The organism is Ensifer sp. 4252, from assembly GCF_050434565.1.
Taxonomy (GTDB): Bacteria; Pseudomonadota; Alphaproteobacteria; order Rhizobiales; family Rhizobiaceae; genus Ensifer.
In genome coordinates this window covers 45,949-69,645 of record NZ_JBNDIU010000010.1, presented here as the reverse complement: position 1 = coordinate 69,645, position 23,697 = coordinate 45,949, and the positions used below count along the sequence as shown (strand labels likewise).

General features: G+C 61.9%; 21 protein-coding genes and 1 pseudogene. 12 read left to right on the top strand and 10 right to left on the bottom strand.

Translation table 11 applies throughout. The features are described from left to right. Positions 1 to 115 precede the first annotated feature (115 nt). Entirely contained in the window at positions 116 to 1,186 is a 1,071-nt protein-coding gene (locus tag ABIE33_RS19275) for a GGDEF domain-containing protein (protein ID WP_429128138.1), read from the top strand. Between the two features lie 175 nt (positions 1,187 to 1,361). Beyond that, complete coding sequence (locus ABIE33_RS19270) at positions 1,362 to 2,012, top strand: L,D-transpeptidase (protein ID WP_429128136.1); 651 nt, start codon at positions 1,362 to 1,364, stop codon at positions 2,010 to 2,012. Positions 2,013 to 2,053: 41 nt separating this feature from the next. On the opposite strand, the gene ABIE33_RS19265 is transcribed toward ABIE33_RS19270, so the two are convergent. The 3 genes from ABIE33_RS19265 to ABIE33_RS19255 form a co-directional block, all read right to left on the bottom strand. Continuing rightward, entirely contained in the window at positions 2,054 to 2,860 is an 807-nt protein-coding gene (locus ABIE33_RS19265) for a M15 family metallopeptidase (protein WP_429128133.1), read from the bottom strand. Positions 2,861 to 2,924: 64 nt separating this feature from the next. Then, positions 2,925 to 3,533: a pyridoxamine 5'-phosphate oxidase family protein gene (locus tag ABIE33_RS19260; protein WP_429128131.1), complete on the bottom strand. Its 609-nt coding sequence runs from the start codon at positions 3,531 to 3,533 to the stop codon at positions 2,925 to 2,927. A 214-nt stretch (positions 3,534 to 3,747) separates the two neighbouring features. Further along, the gene (locus tag ABIE33_RS19255) at positions 3,748 to 4,656 is read right to left on the bottom strand and encodes an alpha/beta fold hydrolase (protein ID WP_429128129.1); all 909 of its coding nucleotides are present in this window, start codon (positions 4,654 to 4,656) and stop codon (positions 3,748 to 3,750) included. Positions 4,657 to 4,703: 47 nt separating this feature from the next. On the opposite strand from ABIE33_RS19255, the gene ABIE33_RS19250 reads away from it, so the two are divergent. Continuing rightward, positions 4,704 to 5,189, top strand: coding sequence for a MarR family winged helix-turn-helix transcriptional regulator (locus tag ABIE33_RS19250; protein ID WP_429128127.1), 486 nt, complete (start codon positions 4,704 to 4,706; stop codon positions 5,187 to 5,189). Positions 5,190 to 5,204: 15 nt separating this feature from the next. Here the strand turns inward: ABIE33_RS19250 and ABIE33_RS19245 are convergent, their stop codons facing one another. Continuing rightward, a complete protein-coding gene (locus ABIE33_RS19245) occupies positions 5,205 to 7,025 on the bottom strand; it encodes a monovalent cation:proton antiporter-2 (CPA2) family protein (protein WP_429128124.1) in 1,821 nt (606 codons plus the stop codon). A gap of 41 nt (positions 7,026 to 7,066) precedes the next feature. Beyond that, positions 7,067 to 7,441, bottom strand: a complete 375-nt coding sequence (locus ABIE33_RS19240) for a gamma-butyrobetaine hydroxylase-like domain-containing protein (RefSeq protein WP_077503705.1) — start codon at positions 7,439 to 7,441, stop codon at positions 7,067 to 7,069. A gap of 253 nt (positions 7,442 to 7,694) precedes the next feature. Here ABIE33_RS19240 and moaA point away from each other — a divergent pair, with 253 nt between their 5' ends. Then, entirely contained in the window at positions 7,695 to 8,744 is a 1,050-nt protein-coding gene (gene moaA / locus ABIE33_RS19235) for a GTP 3',8-cyclase MoaA (RefSeq protein WP_429128122.1), read from the top strand. 367 nt (positions 8,745 to 9,111) lie between these two features. On the opposite strand, the gene ABIE33_RS19230 is transcribed toward moaA, so the two are convergent. Next, positions 9,112 to 11,664 (bottom strand): methyl-accepting chemotaxis protein, encoded by a 2,553-nt coding sequence (locus ABIE33_RS19230; RefSeq protein WP_429128119.1) that lies wholly within the window; start codon positions 11,662 to 11,664, stop codon positions 9,112 to 9,114. A 455-nt stretch (positions 11,665 to 12,119) separates the two neighbouring features. Here ABIE33_RS19230 and ABIE33_RS19225 point away from each other — a divergent pair, with 455 nt between their 5' ends. From ABIE33_RS19225 to mobB, 3 genes are read left to right on the top strand one after another with little or no spacing between them, the layout of a single operon-like run. Next, a complete protein-coding gene (locus ABIE33_RS19225; protein WP_429128117.1) occupies positions 12,120 to 13,028 on the top strand; it encodes a DMT family transporter in 909 nt (302 codons plus the stop codon). A gap of 16 nt (positions 13,029 to 13,044) precedes the next feature. Beyond that, positions 13,045 to 13,710, top strand: a complete 666-nt coding sequence (mobA, locus tag ABIE33_RS19220; protein WP_429128114.1) for a molybdenum cofactor guanylyltransferase MobA — start codon at positions 13,045 to 13,047, stop codon at positions 13,708 to 13,710. Further along, entirely contained in the window at positions 13,707 to 14,234 is a 528-nt protein-coding gene (gene mobB / locus ABIE33_RS19215; RefSeq protein ID WP_429128111.1) for a molybdopterin-guanine dinucleotide biosynthesis protein B, read from the top strand. The genes mobA and mobB overlap by 4 nt, the downstream gene beginning before the upstream one ends. A gap of 120 nt (positions 14,235 to 14,354) precedes the next feature. Here mobB and ABIE33_RS19210 read toward each other — a convergent pair. Both ABIE33_RS19210 and ABIE33_RS19205 read right to left on the bottom strand, forming a co-directional pair. Then, positions 14,355 to 15,098: pseudogene (locus ABIE33_RS19210) on the bottom strand (polysaccharide deacetylase family protein). 100 nt (positions 15,099 to 15,198) lie between these two features. Then, entirely contained in the window at positions 15,199 to 17,517 is a 2,319-nt protein-coding gene (locus ABIE33_RS19205) for an OmpA family protein (protein WP_429128108.1), read from the bottom strand. Between the two features lie 415 nt (positions 17,518 to 17,932). Here ABIE33_RS19205 and ABIE33_RS19200 point away from each other — a divergent pair, with 415 nt between their 5' ends. The 4 genes from ABIE33_RS19200 to ABIE33_RS19185 all read left to right on the top strand — a co-directional run bounded on the left by ABIE33_RS19200 (position 17,933) and on the right by ABIE33_RS19185 (position 20,950). Next, positions 17,933 to 18,715, top strand: coding sequence for an ABC transporter substrate-binding protein (locus ABIE33_RS19200; protein WP_429128106.1), 783 nt, complete (start codon positions 17,933 to 17,935; stop codon positions 18,713 to 18,715). A gap of 169 nt (positions 18,716 to 18,884) precedes the next feature. After that, positions 18,885 to 19,688 carry an ABC transporter permease gene (locus ABIE33_RS19195; protein ID WP_429128103.1) on the top strand — a complete coding sequence of 268 codons (804 nt, stop codon included), beginning with the start codon at positions 18,885 to 18,887 and terminating at the stop codon, positions 19,686 to 19,688. Continuing rightward, positions 19,685 to 20,515, top strand: coding sequence for an ABC transporter permease (locus ABIE33_RS19190; RefSeq protein ID WP_429128099.1), 831 nt, complete (start codon positions 19,685 to 19,687; stop codon positions 20,513 to 20,515). Before ABIE33_RS19195 ends, ABIE33_RS19190 begins: the two co-directional genes overlap by 4 nt. Before the next feature lie 168 nt (positions 20,516 to 20,683). Next, positions 20,684 to 20,950: an usg protein gene (locus ABIE33_RS19185; RefSeq protein ID WP_429128096.1), complete on the top strand. Its 267-nt coding sequence runs from the start codon at positions 20,684 to 20,686 to the stop codon at positions 20,948 to 20,950. A 117-nt stretch (positions 20,951 to 21,067) separates the two neighbouring features. Here the strand turns inward: ABIE33_RS19185 and ABIE33_RS19180 are convergent, their stop codons facing one another. Beyond that, positions 21,068 to 21,772 (bottom strand): SDR family oxidoreductase, encoded by a 705-nt coding sequence (locus ABIE33_RS19180; protein ID WP_429128094.1) that lies wholly within the window; start codon positions 21,770 to 21,772, stop codon positions 21,068 to 21,070. 115 nt (positions 21,773 to 21,887) lie between these two features. Further along, positions 21,888 to 22,613, bottom strand: a complete 726-nt coding sequence (locus ABIE33_RS19175) for a DUF2270 domain-containing protein (protein WP_429128091.1) — start codon at positions 22,611 to 22,613, stop codon at positions 21,888 to 21,890. Positions 22,614 to 22,794: 181 nt separating this feature from the next. Between ABIE33_RS19175 and ABIE33_RS19170 the strand changes: the two genes are divergently transcribed. Next, entirely contained in the window at positions 22,795 to 23,622 is an 828-nt protein-coding gene (locus ABIE33_RS19170) for a methyltransferase (protein ID WP_429128089.1), read from the top strand. Positions 23,623 to 23,697: the final 75 nt, after the last annotated feature.

The following is a 23,697-nucleotide window of genomic DNA, read 5'->3' as shown; positions in this document are numbered from 1 at the left end:
TGTCTGCATTAAGTCGAATTGTCTTCATTCGCAGAAGCAATCATTAAGGCTTCGCAAATCATTTGCCCCTAAAAATCAGTACCCGTAAGCAATGAGTAATATTGGGGGTTTGCGGATGCAAACGGCCACCTCTGGAAAAACGCAAGCTCCGGATATCGCAGCGCAGGTAACCCATGCGATGCGCATGATGGGCGTATCGCCGATACCGCGCAATTACGAGCTTTATTACGAAGCCTATCTCGGTTCGAATCCGCAACTGTCCAAGGAGCTAGCAGCCCTCGGCAGCCGTGCGACCCAGGAAGAACTCGACGCGATCGGCGCGCAATATTTCAGCCATATCCACCGTTCCACCGGTATCGAGCGCGCGCACACCAGTCTTGCTGCCAAGCTGGCCGAACTGGTCAACCTGTTGAAGGACGAGCAATATGCGCTCGAGAGCTACAACAAGGTTCTCGACGAAGCCTATGTCAACATAACCAGCAAGAGCGCCTCCAGCGCCGACATCCTGCGCCACGCCATCGGCATCCTCACCGAGGCGACCGCCGACACGATGAGCCAGGGCAAGGAGCGCGTGCAGACCGTGGTGCAGAAGTCCTTCGAGATGGAGGTCATCCGCCAGGAACTCGACGAATACAAGCGGATTGCCAATACGGATTCGCTGACGCGGCTCGCCAACCGCCGCGCCTTCGACGACAATCTCGCCGCCGTCTACAACAACGATCACCAGAAGAATTTCACCGGCCTGCTGGTCGCCGATATTGACCACTTCAAGAAGGTGAACGACACGTTCGGCCATCCCGTCGGCGACAAGATCCTGGCGACGGTCGGCAGCGTCATCCGCGCCAATGTCCGGCGCGACGCCTTTGTCGCCCGCACCGGCGGCGAAGAATTCGCCGTCATCCTCAACGATAGCAGCCAGGAAGAATGCCTGCAGGTCGCCGATCGCATTCGCACGGTTCTGGCCGGGACGCCCTTTAGAAACTCCAAGACCGGTGTGAACTACGGCCCGATCACCCTGTCGGTCGGCGTCTGCATGGCGACCGCCGCCGAGGATGCCGTCGACCTCTACAACAAGGCGGACATCGCGCTTTATTCCGCCAAGAATGCCGGCCGCAACAAGACGATGCTGTTCGAAGACGGCATGCGCAAGGAATCCGGCCGCAACTGGCTGATCTATCGACGCTAGAAAGTCGCCGGCAATCCCTTCGTGAAAATGGCGCCGATTGGGCGCCATTTTCGTGTCAGCGCCCCGTTCCCTTGGAAACAGCCAGATCGGATTGCAACCGCTACAACCCTAGCTATAGGGAACAGCGGCTAGAGAAAGCGCGATCGGTTCCCACGATCCGAGGGGGAGAACCGACATGAAGCGCATTCTTGCAGCCGTTTTAGCAACCGTGTTGGCGACAGGAGCGCCGGCAGTCGCCCGTGCGGCTGAAACCCGGCAGGATCCGATCACCGTCGCCTCCCTCGACAGCAATACCGCCAAGACAGGCTGGCTTCAGGTGCTGTCGCAAGGTGGCAGCAAACAGAAGGTGAAGCGCGGCGACATCAGTCAATCGCCGGTCGCCCGTGAACTCGTCGCCATCTCAGGGACCGCAGCGCCTGGCACCATCATCATCGACAATTCCGAGCGCCGCCTCTACCACGTCGTTGGCCGCGGCATCGCAGTCAAATACGCCGTCAGCGTCGGGCGAAAAGGATTTCTCTGGACCGGCACCAACACCGTCAGTCGCAAGGCCGAATGGCCGACCTGGGTGCCGCCGGAGGACATGCGCGTTCGTGAAGCCAAGAAGGGCAAGGTGCTGCCCGCCAGCATGGAAGGCGGCATCGACAATCCGCTCGGCGCCCGCGCCATGTATCTCGGCTCGACGATCTACCGCATCCACGGGACGAACCAGCCGCTGTCGATCGGCAAGGCGATGTCGTCCGGCTGCATCCGCATGGCCAACGAGGATGTCGAGCACCTCTATGCCAATGTCGAGATCGGCGCGACGGTGGTCGTTCGCGACTGACCGATCAGTCAAGGCAAGGCGCGTCCAAGTTCAGCGTTAGTCTATCGACAGGCGGAGGCATCCGCCTGCTTGGCAATGGCGATCAGTTCCGGCCGGTACTCGAAATGCATGGTGTCGAAATGGTACCAGCGCCCGCCCCAGATGAAGCCGTGCTTCTCGAAGACCTCGATGATCTCGAGAGGATAGCGGTTGCGGTAGGGCGCCGCGTCGCCCTTGCCCCTGCCCGCCCAACGCCAGTAGTCGGCATGGCCGGTATTGAGATCGATCGCCGCGCCGAAGCTGTGCACCGAGAGCGTACGTGCGCCGGCGATATTGCGCCAGTTGAAGGTGCCGGCACTGGGCACGAGATACGGCTTCAGCTTCGGCCGTGCAGCAAGCTCAGCCCCGACGGCCTGCAACGCCTTGGCCACACCGTGCCTGCTGGTGACGTTCAGAGCTTGGCCGAACCAGTCGACCACGACGAGATCGCGCCTGACGCTCGCAGCACTGCCGCCGTAAAGGCGTTTCATCAAAGCTTCATTGCGGATGCGGCCCGGATCGAAATCCAAGCCCGGCGGTTTTACGCAGGCGCCAATCGGATAGACCTGCGAAAGACTGTCCTCGATATCGCCGGATGCGAGCTTTTCGGCATGGCTCTTTTGCCTGCCATCATCGATCGGCAACGGCGCGCCGTTGTCGCGCAGGATCAGCGTGTCTTTGCCAATCTCCGCGATCGCCTCCGGGTAGGCCCCGGCGAGCAATTCGAGCTTCTCACGGAGCGTCGGCTCAGCCGCCAGGGTCTTGCCGACGCAAGCCGAGAGAAGCAGTGCCGCAGCACCAAGACACGCCCTCACACAACCACGTCGCATCACATTACCACCCTTGGCTTGCTTCTGCTCGGCAGTCGTTCGCGAACCCGCTCGGTCGTTCAGCCTACCACATGGTCTTGGCGGCGCGCTCCGGCCATTCGCGGTCATAGGTATCCCGGTCGAAATCGGCCTTGGCAGCCTTCAGCAACGCGCCGGGCGTGGGAAGCGTGGCGGGATCGATGAATCGGTCAGGGTTCCAGATCTGCGATCGCATCAAGGCGCGCGCGCACTGGAAATAGACCTCGCCGATGGTAACGACGATGACGCTGCGCGGGTTCTTGCCGTCGATCTCGAAGGAGCCGGTCAGGGCCGGATCGATGCTGACAACGGCTGTGCCGTTGATGCGCATGGTGGTGTTGGATCCGGGCACCAGGAACATCAGCGCAACGCGCGGGTCGCGCACGATATTGGCCAGCGAATCGACGCGGTTGTTGCCGCGCCAGTCGGGCATCAGCACTGTGTTGTCGTCGGCAACCCGGACGACGCATTCGTCATCGCCACGCGGCGAACAGTCGAGCCCCTCGGGGCCGACGGTGGCAAGTGCTACAAAGGGCGAAGCCTCGATCATCTGCCGGTATTCCGCAGTCAGCGCCTTGGTGACCTTAGCCACCGATGCCTCGCTGACGCCACCGTAAAGCGCGTTCAATTCCTCGACCGAAGTGATGATCGACATACCGTCCTCCCGCAAATGCACGATGTCCAAATCGTTATCCGGATTCATGCAGCCAGTTCAATATCAGCAGCAATGCTCGCCTCGCGAAAGGCGGGCAGCACCGCGGATCGAAGTGATCGTTTCGACGGATAGCATGACGGGCATATGACGGCATCAGCGAAATCTGCCTAAGCCGTATCGGACGCGAGAACGCGGATGCGCGACCGGCTTTCGCTCAGGCGGCGGCTTTTCGATCCTCGCCATGGACGAAGGCATTGATCCTGTCGATCACCGGGCCTGCCGATACGATACGGCGATGGCCGTAGCCGTTCGCCCAGTGAAGTTCGACATTGGGTCCGGCCGCCGCATATCGGCGCGCATGCTCGGCAGAAACCTCCTTGTCGTCTTCCGCATGGATGATCAATGTCGGCACGGCCCTGGCTTCAAGGATCTTGGCCGCATCGAAATCTTCCAGCCGACGACCGGCCAACCGCTCGACGACGCCTTCGAACGCTCGCTGCGTTTTCGGTGAAAGGCGAAGAATTTTGCCAAACCCCTTGAAAAGCCACGTCATCTCGCTCGGCGCACCGATGAGGACAAGCTTCTTTGCCACATGGCTAGGCACGTCACAAACGACGCCGCCGGCTGCACAAGCCAGGCTGCCGCCGCCAAAGGAATGGCCGACGCTCACATCAAACCCGCCGAAATGCCGCCAGGCGGCGTCAATGGCGCGCACGGCTGCCACCATCGTCAGCGTCCGGCCCGGCGAGGCGCCGTGCCCCGGCCAGTCGAGCGTCACCACTTCGGCGCCGCCGGCAACCAGACCCTCGATCATCGCAGCGAGATAGTCGCTGCGCGATCCCCAGCCGTGGACAAGCAGCACACGCTTGGTATTTGCTGCATTGCGGGGACCTGCGAAATGCCGGGCCATGACCCACCCGCCGGCGTAGGACAGCGTCACCGGCTTGCCCTTGGCGATGACAGGAACGGCAGCGGCGAGGGCCGCACGCTCCTTGGCGCTCTTCGGCTTACGGCCCGGCGTCAAGGTGAACAGCTTGAAGGCAAGCCGGCCGGCCGCCTCGGGCGAAATGAGCGACACGCCGGCAAGCGCATGGCGGATGACCTTGATCGCAAAGGATGCCATAGTGAGAATCTCTTAATATGTTCAATGCTGAACATTATTGTACAACGATGAACAAAAATCAAGTGATGGACGAACAGCATCATTTCCCCTGGGACCACCCACGTTTTCGCAGCTGGATTGCCGTTGCCCGCGCCTGTCAGCTGATGCAGCAGACGATGACGCGCTCGCTCGCGCATCTCGACATCAAGACGCCGCATCTCGACATCCTGATAAACCTCTATCGCTTTGATGGGATCTCGCAGCAGGAGCTTGCCCGCAAGCTACTGGTGGGGCGGTCGAACATGAGCATGCTGCTGCCGCAGCTGGAGAAACGCGGACTGATCGAGCGTCGCGGCGACGACAAGGACAAGCGCGTCCTGAGACTGTCGCTGACGCCAACCGGGCGCACGCTGACCGAAGAGGCGATGGAGGTTCAGACCGGCCTCATCGAAAAGTCGATGGAGGGCGCGCCGCTCGAGGATTGCATGGTCGTGGCGCAATCCATGGAGCGGCTGATCGCCGTTCTGCTGAGGGACGAGAACGAACTCGCCTGACGCCGCGCCGGCTGGTCAGCCAGGTGAGCCTTCCTGCGCCTCGCGGGCCTCCGCCTCCGCCCGCACGCGCGCGGTTCTGGAGGCGACGATGTCCGACGGCTGGGCGTTGCCGCGGATCAGCTGCCGCCCGGCATAGATGCCGCCGATGGTTTCGAGTGCAAAGCGCTCCTTGTCGAGGTCGCGGAACTCTTCGATCACATCCGCCGCGGTTTCCGCATCTTCGCCCAGAACGTTCAGCACCTGCGTACCGAAGACCAGCGCCGATTCGAAGGTTTCGCGAATCTCGAAGTCCACCCCGGCGTGCAACAGGTCGATGGCATGGCCGCGGTCGAAGGCCCGCGCCAGCACCGGCACCAGGGGAAACTCCTCCTTGGCGGTGTGGGCAATCTTGATTGCAGCCGCCTTGTCGTCGACGCAGATGAGGATTGCCCTTGCGGTCGCCGCACCGGCCGCATGCAGGATATCGCTGCGAGATCCGTCGCCGTAAAAGACGCGGAAGCCGAAGTTCGAAGCGTCGCGCACGAAGTCCGCATCCTTGTCGATCAGCGACAGCTTGTAGCCTCGCGCCAGCAGCGGCTGGCTGACGATCTGCCCGAAACGGCCAAAGCCGATCATCAGCACCGTGCCTTCGACATTTTCGGGCACTTCCAGATCGTCGGTCCTCGGAGGCTCGGGCTTGGCGAGCCGGCCATGAAGGAAGATCGCGATCGGGGTCAGCATCATCGACAGGATGATCGTCGCCGTCAGCGTCGCATTGGCTTCGGCGTCGATGATGCCGGCCGAAACGGCGGCGGCATAGAGCACGAAGGCGAATTCGCCGCCCTGCGCCATCAGCACCGCCCGCTCCAGGCTTTCGCTGTGGCAGGCTCGCAGCAGCCGGGCGACGGCATAGATCAGCACACCCTTCAGCGCCATATAGGCGAGCACGGAAATCACCACGACCTGCCAGTTGGCGACAATCACCGAAAGGTCGATCGCCATGCCTGCGCCAAGGAAGAACAGGCCAAGGAGGATGCCGCGAAACGGCTCGATATCAGCTTCCAGTTGATGGCGGAAAGCCGATTCTGACAGGAGCACGCCGGCAAGGAAGGCACCCATCGCCATCGACAGACCGCTCTGCTGCATCGCCAATGCCGAACCGAGCACCACGAGCAAGGCCGCCGCCGTCATCACCTCGCGCGCGCCGGCCGCCGCCAGAAGCCGGAACAGCGGGTTCAAGAGATAACGACCGGCGACCACCAATGCGACGAGTGCCGCAAAGGCAATGCCGATTGCCATCCAGCGCTCCGCCGGATCGCTGGCAGCGCCACTGCTGCCAAGCAGTGTGACGATCACCAGCAGCGGCACGATCGCCAGATCTTCGAACAGCAGGATCGCGATCATGCGTTGGCCCTTGAGCGTCGAGATCTCGTTTCGCTCCTGCAGCATCTGCATCACGATCGCCGTCGAGGTCAGCACGAAGCCGGTGCCGGCAATGAAGGAGGGAATGGGCTGAAACCCAAGCGCCAGGCCGACCGTCGTCAGACCAGCGATGCAGGCGAGCACCTGGGCAGCCCCAAGGCCGAAGATGTCCTTGCGCATGCTCCAGAGCTTCGACGGCTGCATCTCGAGGCCGATGACGAACAGGAACATCACCACGCCGAGTTCGGCCACATGCAGGATCGCCTGCGGTTCGGTGAAGAAGCGCAGGCCGAACGGCCCGATCACCAATCCGGCAAAGAGATAGCCGAGCACCGACCCGAGACCGATGCGCTTGAACAGCGGCACGGCAACGACTCCGGCAGTCAACAGCACGACCACCTGCGTCAGGTCATTCGCATTCGATGCATCGGCCAACAGACCGTCTCCTTTTCAAATGGTTCAGCTTTTCAAATGGTTCAGCGGGGCTTTTCGGTCTTGTCGCGCGACATGCCCTTGTCGGCCAGTTCCTGCTCGTAAGCTGCAAACAGCTCCTCGCCCTTTTCGCCGAGTTCGCGCAGATAGGTCCAGGTAAAGATGCCGGTATCGTGAAAGTCGTCGAAGCCGATACGCACGGCGTAGTTTCCCGTCGGCTGCACCGAGATGATCTGGACGTTGCGCTTGCCTGGCACAGTCACCCGCTGGCCCGGCCCGTGCCCCTGCACCTCGGCAGACGGCGAAAGCACGCGCAGCATCTCCGCCGAAAGGTCGAAGGATGCGCCGTCGTTGAAGGCGACGACGAGGCGGTGGCGATCTTTCGATACGCGCAGTTCCGTCGGCCAGATTTCACTCATGATGTCCGCTCCTGTTTTCAAGCCCACGCGTACAGTGTCGCGCGCCAAATAGGACGCGCAAAGGACGCTGTAACACTTTAGGCCTGCTGCATAATTTTCTCCTTAAATCGGATTCCGATTTAAGGGACTATTCAGTAGCGCAAGAATCGCCCGCCGAGAATTACCCGGCTTTTCCGATCAACACTTTGCGACAGGATATGCCTTGACGCGACCACGTTTGCTGACGACATTGAAGGGGCTGGGAGAAAGACGTTTGAACACAGCAGCGATAGTGCAAACCGGCGCCAGGCCGCTTGAGGACAGAACCGCCCCGATGATCGATCCGTTCGGCCGGGCGATCACCTATCTGCGCGTGTCCGTCACCGATCGCTGCGATTTCCGCTGCACCTATTGCATGGCGGAACACATGACCTTCCTGCCCAAGAAGGATCTTCTGACGCTGGAGGAGCTTCACCGTCTCTGTTCCGCCTTCATTGCCAAGGGTGTGCGCAAGCTGCGGCTGACCGGCGGCGAACCGCTCGTGCGCAAGAACATCATGTTCCTGGTGCGCGAACTCGGCCGCGAGATCGAGGCCGGACGCCTTGAGGAGTTGACGCTGACGACCAACGGTTCGCAGCTTGCGAAGTTTGCTGCGGAACTGGCCGATTGCGGCGTGCGCCGCATCAACGTCTCGCTCGACACGCTGGACCCAGCGAAATTCCACCAGATCACCCGCTGGGGCGATCTCGGCAAGGTCATCGAAGGTATAGACGCCGCCCAGGCCGCCGGCATCAAGGTCAAGATCAATGCCGTTGCGCTGAAGGGCTTCAACGATGCCGAAATTCCCGACCTGATGCGCTGGGCGCATGGCCGGGACATGGACCTGACGCTGATCGAAACCATGCCGATGGGCGAGATCGAGGAAGATCGCACCGATCACTACATGCCGCTATCGGAAATGCGCCGGCAGATCGAAGAGCAGTTCACGCTGTCCGACATCGCCTACAAGACCGGCGGCCCTGCCCGTTACGTCGAAGTCGCCGAAACCGGCGGCCGGCTCGGACTCATCACGCCGATGACCCATAATTTCTGCGAAAGCTGCAATCGCGTCCGGCTGACGTGCACCGGCACACTTTACATGTGCCTCGGCCAGAACGATGCCGCCGACCTGCGCACCGCACTGCGAGCCTCCGACGACGATGTCTATCTCGGCCAAGTGATCGACGAAGCCATCGGCCGCAAGCCCAAGGGCCACGACTTCATCATCGACCGCGAGCACAACCGCCCGGCCGTTGCCCGCCACATGAGCGTCACCGGCGGCTGAGCTGCTGTCTGCGCCGATATTTCTGCTTTGTTGGTCGAGGTTACCGCGGCATGCCGTGCCGGGGTCATGGCAGCAATGCGTCCGCCCCTCATCCGCCTGCCGGCACCTTCTCCCCGCCAGCGGGGAGAAGGACACGTGTGGCAACGCTCTCGCATCCCTTGAGCCTCGCGCCTGAAATGCCTCGCGCTTCGGGCACTGAACAATGCACTGTGGTTGGCGAATGATAAGGATTGTTACAACCGATACGCCAAGCTTGGCCACGACAATGGACACCGTCGAAGACCCATCGCGTGGCACGTCCCCTCTCCCCCGCAAGCGGGGAGAGGGTTAGGGTGAGGGGCAACTGGTACACCCTAGCGCCACCAACTCAAGCCGCGTAGTGCGCCCCATAGCCACGGCCATAAGCCTTGCTGGCGACCGCCGACGTGCCGGTCTTGAAACGTTCGATCTTTTCGTTGAGCGCCTCGACCTGGCGGCGCAGACCGTGAATCTCGGCGGTGTTTTCCTCCACCATGGCCGCATTCTGCTGGGTGATCAGCTCGACCTCGTGGACCGCCGAGTTGACCTCGTTGAGGCCGGTATACTGGTCGGCGGCTGCAGCTTCGATGTTGCTGACGAGTTGATGAATGGTGCCTATATGGCTGTTGATGACGGCAAGCGCATCGCCGGTCTCCTGCACCAGCGCCACGCCGCTTCGCACCTGTGCCGAACTGTCGGAAATCAGCCCCTTGATCTCGCGCGCCGCTCCGGCGCAACGCTGGGCGAGTTCCCGTACCTCTTGCGCGACGACGGCAAAGCCGCGACCCGCCTCGCCTGCCCGGGCTGCTTCAACGCCGGCATTCAGCGCCAGGAGGTTCGTCTGGAAGGCGATCTCGTCGATGACGCTGATGATCGTGCTGATCTTCTCCGACGAGCGGTTGATCTCCGCCATCGCGTCGATCGCCTTGGCGACAACCTGGCCGGAATGCTTGGCATAGGAATTGGTCTCGTCGACCGAGACCGTGGTCTTGCGGGCGCTCTCCGCCGTCGAGCGAACGATCTCGGTCAGCTGGCGCAGGGCACGCGAGCTTTCCTCGAGCGCTGCCGCCTGCTGTTCCGTCCGTCGCGCCAGGTCGTCGGCAGACGCCGAGAGGTTGCTGGTGCCGCCGGTGATCTCGCCAGTCACCATGCGCACGTCGCTGAGCGTGGCGCGCAGCGCCTCGACAGCGTTGTTGTAGGTGCGCGCCATGATCACGTAGTCGGCCGGCAGGTCTTCCGCCATGCCTTCTTCGAGATTGCCGGCGGCAAGTTCCGCCAGCACGTCCGAAAGCGCGTTCAGCGCCTGCATCTGTTCGGCCTCGATGCGGGCGCGTTCTTCGGCCCGGCGGGCTTCCTCTTCCGCCGAAAGATTGCGGGCGGCTTCCGCCTCGCGTCCCAACCGGACGTTTTCGACCGCGTTGTCGCGGAACACCGCCACCGAGCGCACCATGTCACCGATCTCGTCGCCGCGGTTGCGGCCTTCGATCGCTACGTCGAGATCGCCATTGGCAAGCCGGGTCATCGTCTCCGTCACCCGCTTCAACGGGCCGCGCAGGGTCTCGACCAGCATCAGGCCGCCGATGATTGCAAGCAGCGTTCCGGCCACCATCGCCACGATCGACATGTCAGCCGAACGTTGGCTGTCGACCTTGCCCGCCTCCTGGGCACTGCTGACGAAGCTTTCGAGCGTCGCGCTCGCGCCGGCAACCAGCGTCGAGGCGGCGACCTTGGCTTCCTGCCAGCGCCCGCCGACGTCGATCAGGGCGGCCGTGTCCTTGTCGATGTTGTCAAGCGAAGGCTTGAGCTTGGCCGGCAGGTCGCGCAGGGCGGCGTTTTTGCCACCAAGCTCCGACAGTTTCGCCGCGCTGTCGCGAACGGCCTGAATATCGGCCATCACCAGATCGCGGCTTTCCGCGTCGAGCTTGCGATGAAGCTCGCTGATATGCAGCCGCGTGCTGTCGAGCCCCTTGAAGGTGTCGCCCATCAGCGAAATCAGCGTCTTCAGCTGCGAGATCTCGCTATCCATGCCGACAAAGCGCTTGGCGGCCGTGTCTGAGTTCTTGGCCGCCTCCTTGGCAAAGTCGGCCTCGTATTTCGAGAATTTGCTGAGGATCGGAACAAGCGCGTTCTTCTTGGTTTCGCTATCATCAGCACCTGCAAGGATCGCCTGGACCTTCAGCGCCAGATCCTTCAGCTCGGCAATCGGCTTCTGAACCTTCTCGGAGGCAATCTGCTCGGCATCCTCGATCTGTTTGATGAGGTGCGGCAGCAGCTTGCCCGCCTGATCGATCTTGGCGTCCGCGCTTGCCGCCATCGTCACCGGCAGGCGGAATTTCTTGATCCGCTCGGCGATCCCCTGATAGGCGGCGGCATCGAAGAGCAGTGCCTTGGCGAAGGCTTCCTTCTCACCCGATTCCTTGCGGATGATGTCGATCTGCTTGTAGGCGCTGTTGCCCTGCGCCGTCATGTCGGTCAGCGCCGCCTCGAGCGAAGCCGTCACCTGATCCTGCTCGACCTTGATCGACCAGAGCTTTTCGGTCTGGGCGCGCATGGATTCACCGAGCGACAGCACCGATGCGATCTCCGACTTGTCCGCTTCGCGCGTCAGCAGACTATCAAGCGAACGGACGCCGCTTTCCTGCTCGTCGATCTGGGCGGTCAGCGCCGCTCTCGCTTCCTCGCTCGGCGCATCGGCAAAACCCTGGAGTGCGCTGCGCAGCGCCTGGAAATCCGAGAGATTGTTGATGGTTTCGCGCGTCACGGTCATGTGGCCGTTGAGCGTTCGCGCCGTGAAGAAGCCGATGAGGCCGATACCCGCGATCAGGGCCACCAGAGGAACCACGAAGAGCAGAACCTTTGTGACGATGCGCAGTCGCTGTAGTAGACGATCGATGAAAGACATTGCGGACCCCAGATTATTCTTATGAGAGACATGTCCGCGCGGTGGCTTCTTCTTACTGGAAGCACGGGTGAAATATCGGCGGAAGCACCTCCCGGGCACCGACCGACACCTCTGGAATGGCACGCCGCCAAGGTTCCGGCGCACGCCATCCACCGATCGCGTCATGCGATTGGAAGCGGAATCATCGAGACGATAGGCAGCGAAGCTTAAGATTCCGCGAATAGAAACCGGCCCAAGGCACCACGCTTTCTGCGACGGGAACAGTCTTCATCCAGGTTGATCTCACCAGTGGCGGGAAGCTCTACTTGCGATGGAAGAAAAAACGCCGGCCAGCGGGTTGGTGTTTGCACAAAATGGCGGCCGATGCTTAAACGGTATGCGAGATCCGGCAACGGATTCGCCTTTCCCATCCGCCGTCAGGCTCCCGCCCGATCCGGCGCCGCAGGACAGCCAGCATGCAAACCTCCAGCAATTTCCGCGGCATCGTCTTCATGTGCCTGGCAATGGTCGTTTTCTCCTGCAACGACGCATTGGTGAAATCGGTGACCGGCGCAATGAATGTCGGCCAGATCATCTTCGTGCGTGGGCTGCTGACCACCTTGATGGTCATTGTTATCGCCAGGCATTTCCGGGCATTTCGCCCGCTTCGCACCATCATGAAACCGGTGATCATCTTGCGCATCGTCATGGAGGCTTTGGCGTCAATCACCTATATCTCCGCGCTCGGCCAGATTCCGCTCGCCAACGCATCGGCGATCATGCAAGCGCTGCCGCTGGCCGTGACACTCGGCGCGGCCGTGTTCCTCGGCGAGCCGGTCGGCTGGCGGCGCTGGACCGCCATCTTCGCCGGGTTCATCGGTGTGCTGATCGTGCTTCGCCCGGGGCCGGAAGGCTTTACACCGGCCGCGCTCACGGTCGTCGCCTGCGTCTTCTGCACAGCCACGCGCGATCTCTGCACCCGCCGCATCGACCACGACATTCCCTCGCTCTACATAACCGTGACAACCGCGCTTGTGACGACCTTGGTCGGCGCGGCACTGATCGTGCCGCTTGGCGGCTGGCAGTCGATGTCCTCGACCACGTTCGCACACATCGCTGCCGCCAGCCTGCTTCTGATGATCGGATATCAGACGATCGTGCTTGCCATGCGCGAAGGCGATATCTCCGTTATCGCGCCCTTCCGTTACACCAGCCTGCTGTTTGCGATCGCGATCGGCATTTTCTTCTTCTCGGAAAAGCCCGATGCATGGATGCTGGCTGGTGTTGCCGTCATCATCGGCTCGGGCCTCTACACTTTCTATCGCGAGAGCCGGCGCGGCAAGAACCCGGTCGCCCAAAGCTCTCTGACCGGGCCTCTCGAATAGGAACGACGAAACCGCGATGCCAACAGTCAAGACCTCAGATGCGAGACACCCATTGTGGCCGGCCGTCATTCTTGCAGGCGGCCTTTCGCGCCGCATGGGCCAGCCGAAATCCGGGTTGAGCCTCGGCGGAAAGACGATGCTGTCGCGGATTGTCGGCAGGCTCCAGCCTCAGGTCGCAAGCGTTACTATCAATCTCAACGGCGCAGCCGAGCAGATAGCGATCGACGGGCATCCAGTCATCGCCGATACCGTGCCCGGCTTTCTCGGTCCGCTCGCCGGTGTTTTGACGGCAATGCGCCACGCGGTCGCGACCACTCCAGCGGCATCGCATGTCCTCATCGTTCCAACGGACACACCCTTCTTCCCGCACGACCTCACCCAACGCCTGGCCGATGCGATGACGGGACACGAGCAGATTGCCGTTGCGTCATGCGATGGCGCACTGCACCCGCTTTTTGCCCTATGGCCGGTCGCGCTCGCCGATGACCTGGAACACTGGATCACGACCGACCCAAAACGTCGCGTGCGCGCCTTCATCGAGCGCCATCCGAACGTCACGGTCGATTTCCCGATGACGACGACGACCAGTGGAGTGTTCGACCCCTTCTTCAACATCAACACACCGGATGATCTGCTGCAGGCCGAAAAATGGCTGCGCATCCTTGGGGAGAATGCTGCATGACTGCGACGAAAATCTTCGGCATTGCCGGCTGGAAGAACTCCGGCAAGACTGGGCTGATGGTCCGGCTTGTCAGCGAACTGACACGGCGCGGCTTCGTCGTCTCGACCGTCAAGCACGCTCATCATGACTTCGACATCGACAAGGTGGGCGCCGACAGCTACCGCCACCGGGAGGCAGGCGCCCACGAAGTCACCATTGTTTCGGGCACGCGCTTTGCGATCATGCACGAATTGCGTGGCGGGCCGGAACCAAGTTTCGAGGAAATCATCGCACGACTTGCTCCCTGCGATCTGGTCCTGGTCGAAGGCTACAAGCGCGAGCCGATACCGAAGGTCGAGGCCCGCCGCCAGGAATCAGTCAACCGTGAACCTTTGGCACCGAGCGATCCGCATATCTGTGCCATCGCCGCCGATCACCCGGTTGAAGACACGGAACTGCCCGTGTTCGATCTCGACGACACGAATGCAATTGCCGATTTTGTTGAGCGCATGACTGGCCTGCAACGCAACAGCGGCGCCAGCTAACGCCGGCGCGCCATTCCGAGAGGCCGAGTGTCACCTCTTCCAATGCGCGTCGAAGGGAATGCTGGGCGAGCCAAACACACGATTGCCCGCCCGAAGCGGCGATGAAAGGGTTGACCGGCGTCAGTTGGTGGAGCCGACGGTCATTTCATCGGGAATATCGTTGAGGCGCACGAAACTGTAGCCCTTGGCTTTCAGGTCGAGAATGCCGCGCGCGACACCGGCGCCGGCGGCGTGCGTCGGCTGATTGATATGGGCGATGATGACGTCGCCGTCCCGGGCGTTGCGGATGCGCTTCTCGGCCATGGCCGCCCCGAGCAGCGAGCCGCCGTCGCCGTTTACGGAATAACCGGCGATGCGGTAGCCCATCTCGCGGATCTGGCTCATCGAGGTATGGTTGTATTTCGCCGTCGCGCCGCGGAACCAGCGCGGTGCGGCAAGGCCATGCGCCTTGATCGCCGCCGCCCCACCGTCGACCTCGGCCGCAACGGCTGCGCTCGAGCCTGCGGCCGCCAGTCCCTAGACGGAAACCTTGATGTCGATCGGCGGCAAATGCATGGCGCCGTGATCCTCGATCTCGAAGAGATCCGGATGGGCCTTCATCACCTCGACCACCAGCCCGTTGCGCTTCAACCAGCGCGCCGTCACGAAGATCGTCGCCGGAATGCGGTTCTCGATTAGCGTGCCGAGGATGCGCATGTCGGTTGCGCCGCTGCAGGCGTCAAGCGTCAACGCCACGCGCGGCGGCTGGTCCTTGCCCAAGGGATTGCTCGGAAGCCGCAGGTCCGGCTCGACAAGCGCAGGTGCCGCCTGCGCGGACTGGGCAAACAGGACAAGAGAGGCAATGAGAAGAGCTGCGGTTTTCATGGCAATCCGGAAAGAAGAATGAAACAGGAAACGGCAGAAACCCGCCCTTTGACAGGCGGGTTTCGCAAGATTTACGCGGGCGGTCATGCCCGAGGCTTGATCAGCGCTGGGCGACCGGGCGAACGAGCGGCGTCACGCGGCGGATGGTAACGCGGCGGTTCTGCTGCTCGGCGACCTCGGTGCGGACTTTCAGGAAGCGCTCGCCATAGCCCTGCGTCACCAGGTTTTCGGCAGGAATGCCGTAGACCTCGGTCAAGAGCGAAGCAACCGATTCAGCGCGCTGGTCCGAAAGCACCAGGTTCGAGCGGTCGGAGCCGACAGCGTCCGTATGACCTTCGATGAAGAAGGTTTCACCCGGATCCTTGGCCAGCACCTTCTCCATGGCGGCGGCAACGCTGCGCATGGTCTTTGCCTGCGACATCGACACTTCGGCACTGCCCGTCGGGAAGGTGATGGTGTCGAGGTCGATACGGCGGACCTTGTCACGCAGGCGTGCCGAGTGACGGACCTCGTCGATCGTGTAGACGCGCTCTACGCGCTCCACTGGCGGCTCGGCCAGGAAGTCGTAGTAGTCGCGGTCCGGATCTTCCGAAACATCGGCGATATATTCGCGAACCGGGATGCGCAGGCGCATCGGCGGCAGCTCGTAGCCGACGTCGATGATCGCCGGACGCGGACCCTCGTCACGCTCGGGCGCGTAGATCATCAGGTACTCGTTGCCGTCACGATCGACACGCGAACGCTGCAGGATGTCGCCGTAGCGGTTGTAGACCGTGACGATCTGGTAGCCGCCGGGACGAACGATGGTTTCGCGGGTACGGCCGCGCGGCAGCTGGTCGTAGAAAGTCTCTTCCGCATCGCGACGAAGGCGCGGACGATCGTCGCCGCGAACGAAGATCTGATCGCCAACGCCGAGGATGACGCGGTTGTCGATCTCCTGCACCACCTCCACATTGGTGATGTTGTTCGTCACGTTGTTGACGGTCGTGTTGTTGTTGATCACCGTGTTGTTGACGATGGTGTTGTTGACGATGTTGGTCGTCTCGGGAACGGCGAACACCGGCACTTCCTCGACGCGAGTACCCTTTTCAGTCAGGTTCGCCTCGATCTTCTGCGGCAAGTCAGCCTGGATTTCGGCCGACATCTGCGCCTGGGAAGAAGCGTCGTCGGTCGGCGGCGGAGCTGCTTCCTCCTGTGCGCGCAGTTCTTCACGCAGCTTCTGGCGGTCCTCACGGGATTTATTGCCGCCGGCATTGTCGGCGTCCTTGTCGCTGTCGAGCACAGCAGCACCGTTTTCAACCGGCAGCACCACAGTTTCGTCGCTGGCTGCCGGATCGTCGGCGATCTTCTGCTTTTCTTCCTCGGTGCGAGTCTCGACGACTTCCGGTACAGGCTGGATCTGCGGCTGCTGTTCAGCCGTCGCCGGCTGCTCGGTGCCCGGAGCCGGCTGCCCCTCGCCCGTCTGCGGTTCGGTCTGCGGCTCGACGGCGGGCGCTACGGCTTCGCCGGTGTTCTGCCCGTCGGTTGCCGGCTGCTGTTCGCCCGCCTTCTGTTCGTCTGTTACCGGCGGCTGTTCACCGGCATTCTGACCTTCGGTTGCCGGCTGCTGGCCGGTCGTCGCTTCGCCGCCAGCCGGTGGGCAGGCGGTGGATGCGTCCTGGCCTTCCGGAACGACGCATTCGCCCTGCTGCGCCTTCTTGGCCTCCTGTCGTGCAGCTTCCGCTTCTGCAGCCTTCTGCTGCTCGGCAGCCTGGCGGGCCGCCTCATCTTCCGCAGCCTTCTGCTCTTCGGCGGCCTTTTGCTGAGCTTCGCCCTCGGCGGCCTTCTGGGCTTCCGCGGCTTTTTCCTGTTCGGCGGCCTGGCGGGCGGCTTCGTCTTCAGCGGCCTTCTGCTGCTCGGCGGCCTTCTGTTGTTCTGCGGCCTGACGGGCGGCTTCCTCTTCGGCAGCCTTCTGGGCCTCAGCAGCCTTTTCCTGTTCGGCGGCCTGGCGGGCAGCTTCTTCTTCAGCCGCCTTCTGCTGCTCTGCCGCTTGCTGTTCCTGCTGTTGGCGTGCGGCTTCCTCTTCTGCAGCCTTCTGCGCTTCTGCAGCCTTTTCCTGTTCAGCGGCCTGGCGTGCTGCCTCTTCTTCGGCCGCCCTCTGCTGCTCGGCAGCCTGCTGTTCCTGCTGCTGGCGCTGCGCCTCGGCTTCCGCCGCACGCTGCTGCTCTTCAGCGGCACGCTGTTGTTCTTCCGCCGCGCGCTGCTGCTCTTCGGCCTGGCGCTGCTGCAGCAGAAGCTCTTCGTCCGATGGCTGGCCGCTTCCTTCCTGCGCCACTTCGAACGGCTTCATCAGGCTGTCGGCAAGGGCTGGTTGCACCGCAAGCGACACCGAGAGCACCGGCAGCGCCACGGTTGCGAATAGTCTGGATCGAATCGACATTGTCTTCCTTCCTCGTCCTGGGAGGTCCCTGGCCTGCCACCGTCACCCACCGGATAGCCGGTTCGGAAACAGAAGGCAGACGCGAATTCTCAAGGGCCTTGATCCAAGCTTCCGGCTTTTTTGTGTTGCCCGTCATACGAGCCGCCAACGCAACGCCCGAACCTCGGATCGGTTCCCGTACTAGGGCTAGCCAAAGCAAGATTAACCGCCGCTGAACGCGCCGTTCATGTTCGTTCAGATCATGGCAACTGCAATCTCCGGTCGAAATTCTTTTCCGGTTGAGCGTTGTCGCTTTCCAGTTGATTTTTGCGGGAAAACCGTACGAATATCGCCGCAACCGGTGGCAAGCGCCCCGGTCAAGATAGGCATCCGTGAAGAACAAAAAACCGGATGTCGGCCAACAGAGAGGACTATCATGCGTATTTCCAGACGGCTGGCAGCCGCCGCATCGGCTGCCGTTTTCGTGCTCATGGCCGGCTCGGCCATGGCAGATGGCGAAAAGGTCGTTATCGGCACGGAAGGCGCCTACCCGCCCTTCAACAATCTCGAATCCGACGGCACGCTGACCGGCTTTGACGTCGACATCGCGAAGGCACTTTGCGTCGAGATGAAGGTCGAATGCACGTTCGTGACGCAGGACTGGGACGGCATCATCCCGGCACTGATCGCCAAGAAGTTCGACGCCATCATCGCGTCCATGTCGATCACGGCCGAGCGCAAGGAAAAGGTCGACTTCACCAACAAGTACTACAACACGCCGCCGGCGATCGTGGTGCCGAAGGATTCGCCGATCACCGAAGCGACCGAGGCAGCCCTTGCCGGCAAGTCGCTCGGCGCGCAGGGTTCGACCACGCACTCCAACTATGCCGAAGCGCACATGAAGGGCGCGGACATCAAGCTCTATCCGACCTCTGAAGAGTACAAGCTCGACATCGTAAACGGCCGCATCGACGCCGTGATCGACGACGTCGTCGTGCTTTCGGAGTGGCTGAAGTCGGCTGACGGCGCATGCTGCAAGCTGCTCGGCACGCTGCCGGTCGACCCGGTTATCAACGGCGAAGGCGCCGGCATTGCCGTGCGCAAGGGCGACGACGCGCTGCGCGAGAAGTTCAACAAGGCGATCGAAGCCATCCGCACCAACGGCAAGTACAAGGAAATCAACGAAAAGTACTTCCCGTTCGACGTTTATGGCAGCTGATCGACAGCTTCCGGCCTGTTTTCCTAGTGAATCATGCCGGCAGAACGTTGGTTGATGAAAAAAATGCAACGGCGGACGGCTTGCCCTTCCGCCGTTTTTGTTTGACAAGAACCTAAAACATAAGCGCGATCCATATGCATAAGAACAGCGCAAAGGGGAATTCTCTGACATGAGCGGGTTGTTTGCCGGCTTTTACTCGATCCTAGCCTGGATCGGCTCCATCGTGGATCCATTGTGCGGCCCCGTCGGCGTATTTCGCTGGCTGGCACCCGGTACGCTCCTCGCCTGCGGCGACGCTGGCTGGGGCGACGAGCTCGCCTATGGCTTCGTCGTCACCGCAAGCCTCGCCATTGCGACCTTGCCCGTCGGCCTTTTGATCGGCTTTTTCATAGCACTCGGTAAACAGTCCGAAGAGCGCACGGTCCGCCTCGCGTCGAACATCTACACCACCATCTTCCGCGGCCTGCCCGAGCTGTTGACGCTGTTCATCGTCTACTACGGCCTGCAGATTCTGGTGCAGCAGCTGCTGGCATCGTTCGGCTACGATGGGCCTGTCGAGATCAATGCCTTCTTTGCCGGCATGATCGCGCTCGGCGTGGTCTTCTCTGCCTATTGCTCCGAAGTCCTGTTGTCGGCCTTCAAGGCAATCCCGCATGGCCAGTACGAGGCGGGCGCTGCACTCGGGCTCCATCGGGGGCGCACCATGCGGTTGATCATCCTGCCGCAGCTGGTGCGCATCGCCCTGCCGGGCCTCGGCAATCTCTGGATGGCGCTGCTGAAAGATACGGCGCTCGTTTCGGTGGTCGGCCTCCCCGACATCCTGCGCCAGACCGGCATTGCCGCCCGCGTCACCAAGCAGGCCTTCGAATTCTTCGGCCTTGCCTGCATTCTCTTCCTCGTCCTGGCTATGGTTTCGTCGATCGTTTTCTCGAATCTTGAACGCTGGACCAAACGCGCGGAGATGGGCCGATGAGCTTCGTCGAAACCATGATCGCGCCACAAGCGCCGCCACCGGCGCCGCCCAAGCCCTATACGCTGGCGCGCTTTGTCGGCAGCGTCTCGCTTGGCATCTGGCTCGCCCTGGGCGTCGGCATATTCCTAACCGTGGTCAACGGCTGGGACCCGGCGAAATTCGCCAAGTACGGGCCGAGCTTTCTGTCAGGCCTTGGCGTCACCCTGATGCTGGTCGCCTGCTCGGTCGTGCTCGGCGCCATCCTTTCGCTGCCGGTCGCACTCGGCCGGATGTCGAAGAACAAGATCTGGTCGTGGCTTGCCTATGCCTACGTCTACTTCTTCCGCGGTACGCCGCTGATCGCCCAGCTGTTCCTGATCTACTACGGCCTCGGCAGCTTTCGCCCGCAACTGGAATCCGTCGGCCTCTGGTGGTTCTTCCGCGAGGCCTGGAACTGCGCGCTCTTCACCTTCACACTGAACACCGCTGCCTATCAGGCGGAGATCCTGCGCGGCGCGATCGAGAGCGTGCCGCGCGGCCAGCGCGAAGGTGCTGCCGCCCTCGGCCTGCCGGACCGCATCGCCTTCTACAAGATCATCCTGCCGCAGGCGATGATCGTGGCGCTGCGCCCGTACGGCAACGAGATCATCCTGATGATCAAGGGTTCGGCCATCGTTGCGATCGTGACCGTGTTCGACCTGATGGGCGAAACGCGCCGGGCGTTTTCGCGCACCTTCGACTACCAGATGTATGTCTGGGCGGCGATTCTCTATCTGCTGATGGTGGAACTGCTGCGCAATATCTGGGCGTGGCTCGAAAACCGGCTGACGCGGCATCTCAAGCGCTGAAGTCCTCATCTCGACAAGTTAAGACAGAATGGCTTGGCAGCACTCTTCATGGAGTGCTGCCAAGCCATTGTTATTCCTAAAGTTTCATATTGAAGCAAATATTAGAACTTGATTAATAAATCAAGCGTTTCATCATAAAGACCAACCTTTGCGAGAAGTGAGGTTCATATGACGAACGAAATGGAACTGCAGCTGAAGGGCTACGGCATGACCACGGCCCAGATCCTTTACCGCATGCCGGATCATCCGACGTTCCTGCAGACCTTTATCTGGCAGCACTACGACATTGCCCCGGATTTCCCGGAGATGCGCGGCTTCCTGAAATTCTGGCAGGAAAAGCTCGACGGTCCGTTGCATTCGGTCCGCTACGTGCATCGCAAGCTGATATCGGCCACCGAATGGCGGGCACTGAAGGGCGAACTCATTCTGCACTGAACCCGCCCTCGACTGCATAACGCCATAAACCGAATGCGATCCGGCGCGGGCATTGTGCAATTAAAGTGCTACACCGCACGTCATGCTTGACGCGCGGCGCTGTCGAGAACGACGCAATCAGACCGAGCGGGTAATGCCCCCGTCGATGCGGATGTTCTGGCCGGTGATATAGGCGCCGCGGTCGGTCGCCAGAAGCGCGATCAGTTCCGCCACCTCCTCCGACGTGCCGTAGCGCTTCATCGGGATGCGGTTGCGCCGCTCTTCCGTCTCCGGCAAGCTGTCGATGAAGCCGGGAAGCACGTTGTTCATGCGGATATTGTCAGCGGCGTACTGATCCGAGAATAGCTTGGTGAACGCGGCAAGCCCCGAACGGAACACACCCGACGTCGGAAACAAGGGATCGGGCTCGAAGGCCGCGTAGGTCGAGATGTTGACGATGCTGCCGGACTTCTGCTCGCGCATGATCGGCGTCACCAATCGCGCCGGCCGAACGGCGTTGAGGAAATAGACCTCCATACCCTTGTGCCAATCCTCGTCGGTCAGCTCCAGCACCGGCGCGCGCGGGCCGTGGCCGGCCGAGTTGATCAGCGCGTCGACGCGGCCCCAGGTATCATAGGCCTTGTCCACCAGAAGCTTCAGGTCGTCGTTGGACTGGTTCGAGCCGGTGACGCCGAGACCGCCGAGCTCCTTGGCCAGCGCTTCGCCCTTGCCCGACGACGACAGGATCGCCACGCGATACCCTTCGGCCGCCATGCGCCGCGCCGCGACCGCCCCCATGCCGGAACCGCCCGCCGTGATCACCGCTACTTTTTCGCCAGCCATAGTGTTGCTCCTGTTCGGCTTTTCTTCACCGGATAGAAGCAGTCGGCAGCAGCAATCTCAAACGACAAATTCTGAAGACAGCCACAAATGCACACATCCTTGGCGCTTATGGACGTCAGACATGAACCTCGCCATGGGCAAGCTCGCCCTCGCCCGGTTCCTTGTGCAGCGACCCGTAAAGCACCACGGCGTAGAACAGCACCACCACCAGGATGACCGGCCACCCCGGCAACGGGCCGAGCGCTGCATTCTCAGTCACGTCGATCCAGGAGCGCACGTGCCCGAAGGGCTCGCCATTGGTCGACATCTTCGGCGACGAGATCTTGAGCGCCCAGGCAAGCAGCAGGATCAGGTACATCCAGCAATAATTGCGCTGCAGCCGACGGCACAACGCCTCGCGGTAGCTCATCAGGAACGCCGGCTTGCGCAGGCTCTTGGCAATCGCCGCCGCCCAATTGAGGTTCGGCGCTCCGTCCGGCGCCAGGATCTGGGCGAAATACCCGCGCTCGAGCTGGCGGACCCGAGCACGATAGACGTCGAAGAAACGGTAGCGCCGCGCCTCGATCAGAAGCAGTAGCGTGATCAGCAGCATGGCAAACAACAGCACGCCGTGATGGGAGTTGGGCGTCGACAGCGATACCGACAGCAGGGCGGCGACCACGGTAATCGCCCAGTTGGACGTCCGGTCGATGCGATCTCGCCAGCCGGCCATCCGCCCCATTTCGCCGCGATAATAGTGCACGACGGCGTTGATCTGCTCCTGCGAGGTCTGTGGCAGCGGCGGGCCCTTCGGCTCCTTGATTTCCGTGCCCACAAGCAGCGGACTGAGTTCGGCGGCCATCGGCATTTCCTCCGTCTTTTCTTGTTGTTGCGATCATGAACCCTTTCCCCCTCCGGATAAATCCCGCGCCCGCCACCTGTAGTCGTTTTTTGCCTTTCGGCGCCCCGGAAACCCAAGGATCTCAGCGGGCCGCATCTTGCAGCGCATTGCCAAAAGCGGCCTTCGGACGTAAGAAGCGCGCATGACCCAGAACACGACGAAAATCGACGAGGAAGCGCTGGCGGAAGCCTACAACCGCGCCCTCTCCCTGGAAAAATCCGGCAACTTCGATGCCGCGGCCGATGCCTATGCCGAAGTGCTGGCGCTCGATCCCGAGGATCATGGCGGCGCTTCCGTGCGGCTCGCCTCGATGGGGCGGGGCGAAACGCCGGTGAAGGCGCCGGACGCCTATGTCGCCACCCTCTTCGACCAGCATGCCGATGTGTTCGACAACGTGCTCGTCGAGCAGCTTGGCTACTGCGTTCCGCTACTCGTGCGCCAACGTCTGCAGGCGCTCGAACTCGGTCCGTTCAACCGCGTGCTTGACCTTGGCTGCGGCACAGGCCTGACCGGCGGCGCACTGCGCGACATGGCGGAAGACATCACCGGCATCGACCTATCCGAAAACATGGTCGAGATCGCCCACGAGAAGGATCTCTACGAGACCCTCTACGTCGCCGAAGCGGTGGACTTTCTCGACGACAACGACGACGAGCCCTTCGACCTGATCGTCGCAACCGACGTTCTGCCCTACATGGGCGCACTCGAGGCGCTGTTCTTCGGCGCCGTTGACAATCTCGTGCCCGGCGGCCTGTTCATCTTTTCGAGCGAAACGTTGCCGGCCGATGCCTTCGCCGGTCACCCCTTCATGGTCGGCCCGCACCAGCGCTTCGCCCATGCGGAGACCTATCTGCGCGAACGCCTGACGGCGACGGGCTTCGAAGTGATCGAGGTCGGCGACATCACCGTGCGTTTGGAAGAGGGCGAGCCGATCGCCGGCCACCTCGTGATCGCCCGGTTCAAGCCTTAAGCAGCAACAAAGCTTCCGAGGGAACAGGCATCCACTTGTTCCCTCGCCCCTTTCCCGCACCGGCGCCATCGGCTA

Bases quoted from the DNA above. Each gene is read 5' to 3' on its own strand.
- ABIE33_RS19265 (WP_429128133.1), bottom strand. From the start codon at position 2,860: ATGCGACGTGGTTGTGTGAGGGCGTGTCTTGGTGCTGCGGCACTGCTT.
- ABIE33_RS19240 (WP_077503705.1), bottom strand. From the start codon at position 7,441: ATGAGTGAAATCTGGCCGACGGAACTGCGCGTATCGAAAGATCGCCAC.
- ABIE33_RS19205 (WP_429128108.1), bottom strand. From the start codon at position 17,517: ATGTCGATTCGATCCAGACTATTCGCAACCGTGGCGCTGCCGGTGCTC.
- ABIE33_RS19175 (WP_429128091.1), bottom strand. From the start codon at position 22,613: ATGGCCGCCGAACTCAGTCCGCTGCTTGTGGGCACGGAAATCAAGGAG.
- ABIE33_RS19250 (WP_429128127.1), top strand. From the start codon at position 4,704: ATGAACAAAAATCAAGTGATGGACGAACAGCATCATTTCCCCTGGGAC.
- ABIE33_RS19255 (WP_429128129.1), bottom strand. From the start codon at position 4,656: ATGGCATCCTTTGCGATCAAGGTCATCCGCCATGCGCTTGCCGGCGTG.
- ABIE33_RS19200 (WP_429128106.1), top strand. From the start codon at position 17,933: ATGCGTATTTCCAGACGGCTGGCAGCCGCCGCATCGGCTGCCGTTTTC.
- ABIE33_RS19195 (WP_429128103.1), top strand. From the start codon at position 18,885: ATGAGCGGGTTGTTTGCCGGCTTTTACTCGATCCTAGCCTGGATCGGC.
- ABIE33_RS19270 (WP_429128136.1), top strand. From the start codon at position 1,362: ATGAAGCGCATTCTTGCAGCCGTTTTAGCAACCGTGTTGGCGACAGGA.
- ABIE33_RS19170 (WP_429128089.1), top strand. From the start codon at position 22,795: ATGACCCAGAACACGACGAAAATCGACGAGGAAGCGCTGGCGGAAGCC.
- ABIE33_RS19185 (WP_429128096.1), top strand. From the start codon at position 20,684: ATGACGAACGAAATGGAACTGCAGCTGAAGGGCTACGGCATGACCACG.
- ABIE33_RS19275 (WP_429128138.1), top strand. From the start codon at position 116: ATGCAAACGGCCACCTCTGGAAAAACGCAAGCTCCGGATATCGCAGCG.
- mobA (WP_429128114.1), top strand. From the start codon at position 13,045: ATGCCAACAGTCAAGACCTCAGATGCGAGACACCCATTGTGGCCGGCC.
- ABIE33_RS19225 (WP_429128117.1), top strand. From the start codon at position 12,120: ATGCAAACCTCCAGCAATTTCCGCGGCATCGTCTTCATGTGCCTGGCA.
- ABIE33_RS19180 (WP_429128094.1), bottom strand. From the start codon at position 21,772: ATGGCTGGCGAAAAAGTAGCGGTGATCACGGCGGGCGGTTCCGGCATG.
- ABIE33_RS19230 (WP_429128119.1), bottom strand. From the start codon at position 11,664: ATGTCTTTCATCGATCGTCTACTACAGCGACTGCGCATCGTCACAAAG.
- ABIE33_RS19190 (WP_429128099.1), top strand. From the start codon at position 19,685: ATGAGCTTCGTCGAAACCATGATCGCGCCACAAGCGCCGCCACCGGCG.
- ABIE33_RS19260 (WP_429128131.1), bottom strand. From the start codon at position 3,533: ATGTCGATCATCACTTCGGTCGAGGAATTGAACGCGCTTTACGGTGGC.
- mobB (WP_429128111.1), top strand. From the start codon at position 13,707: ATGACTGCGACGAAAATCTTCGGCATTGCCGGCTGGAAGAACTCCGGC.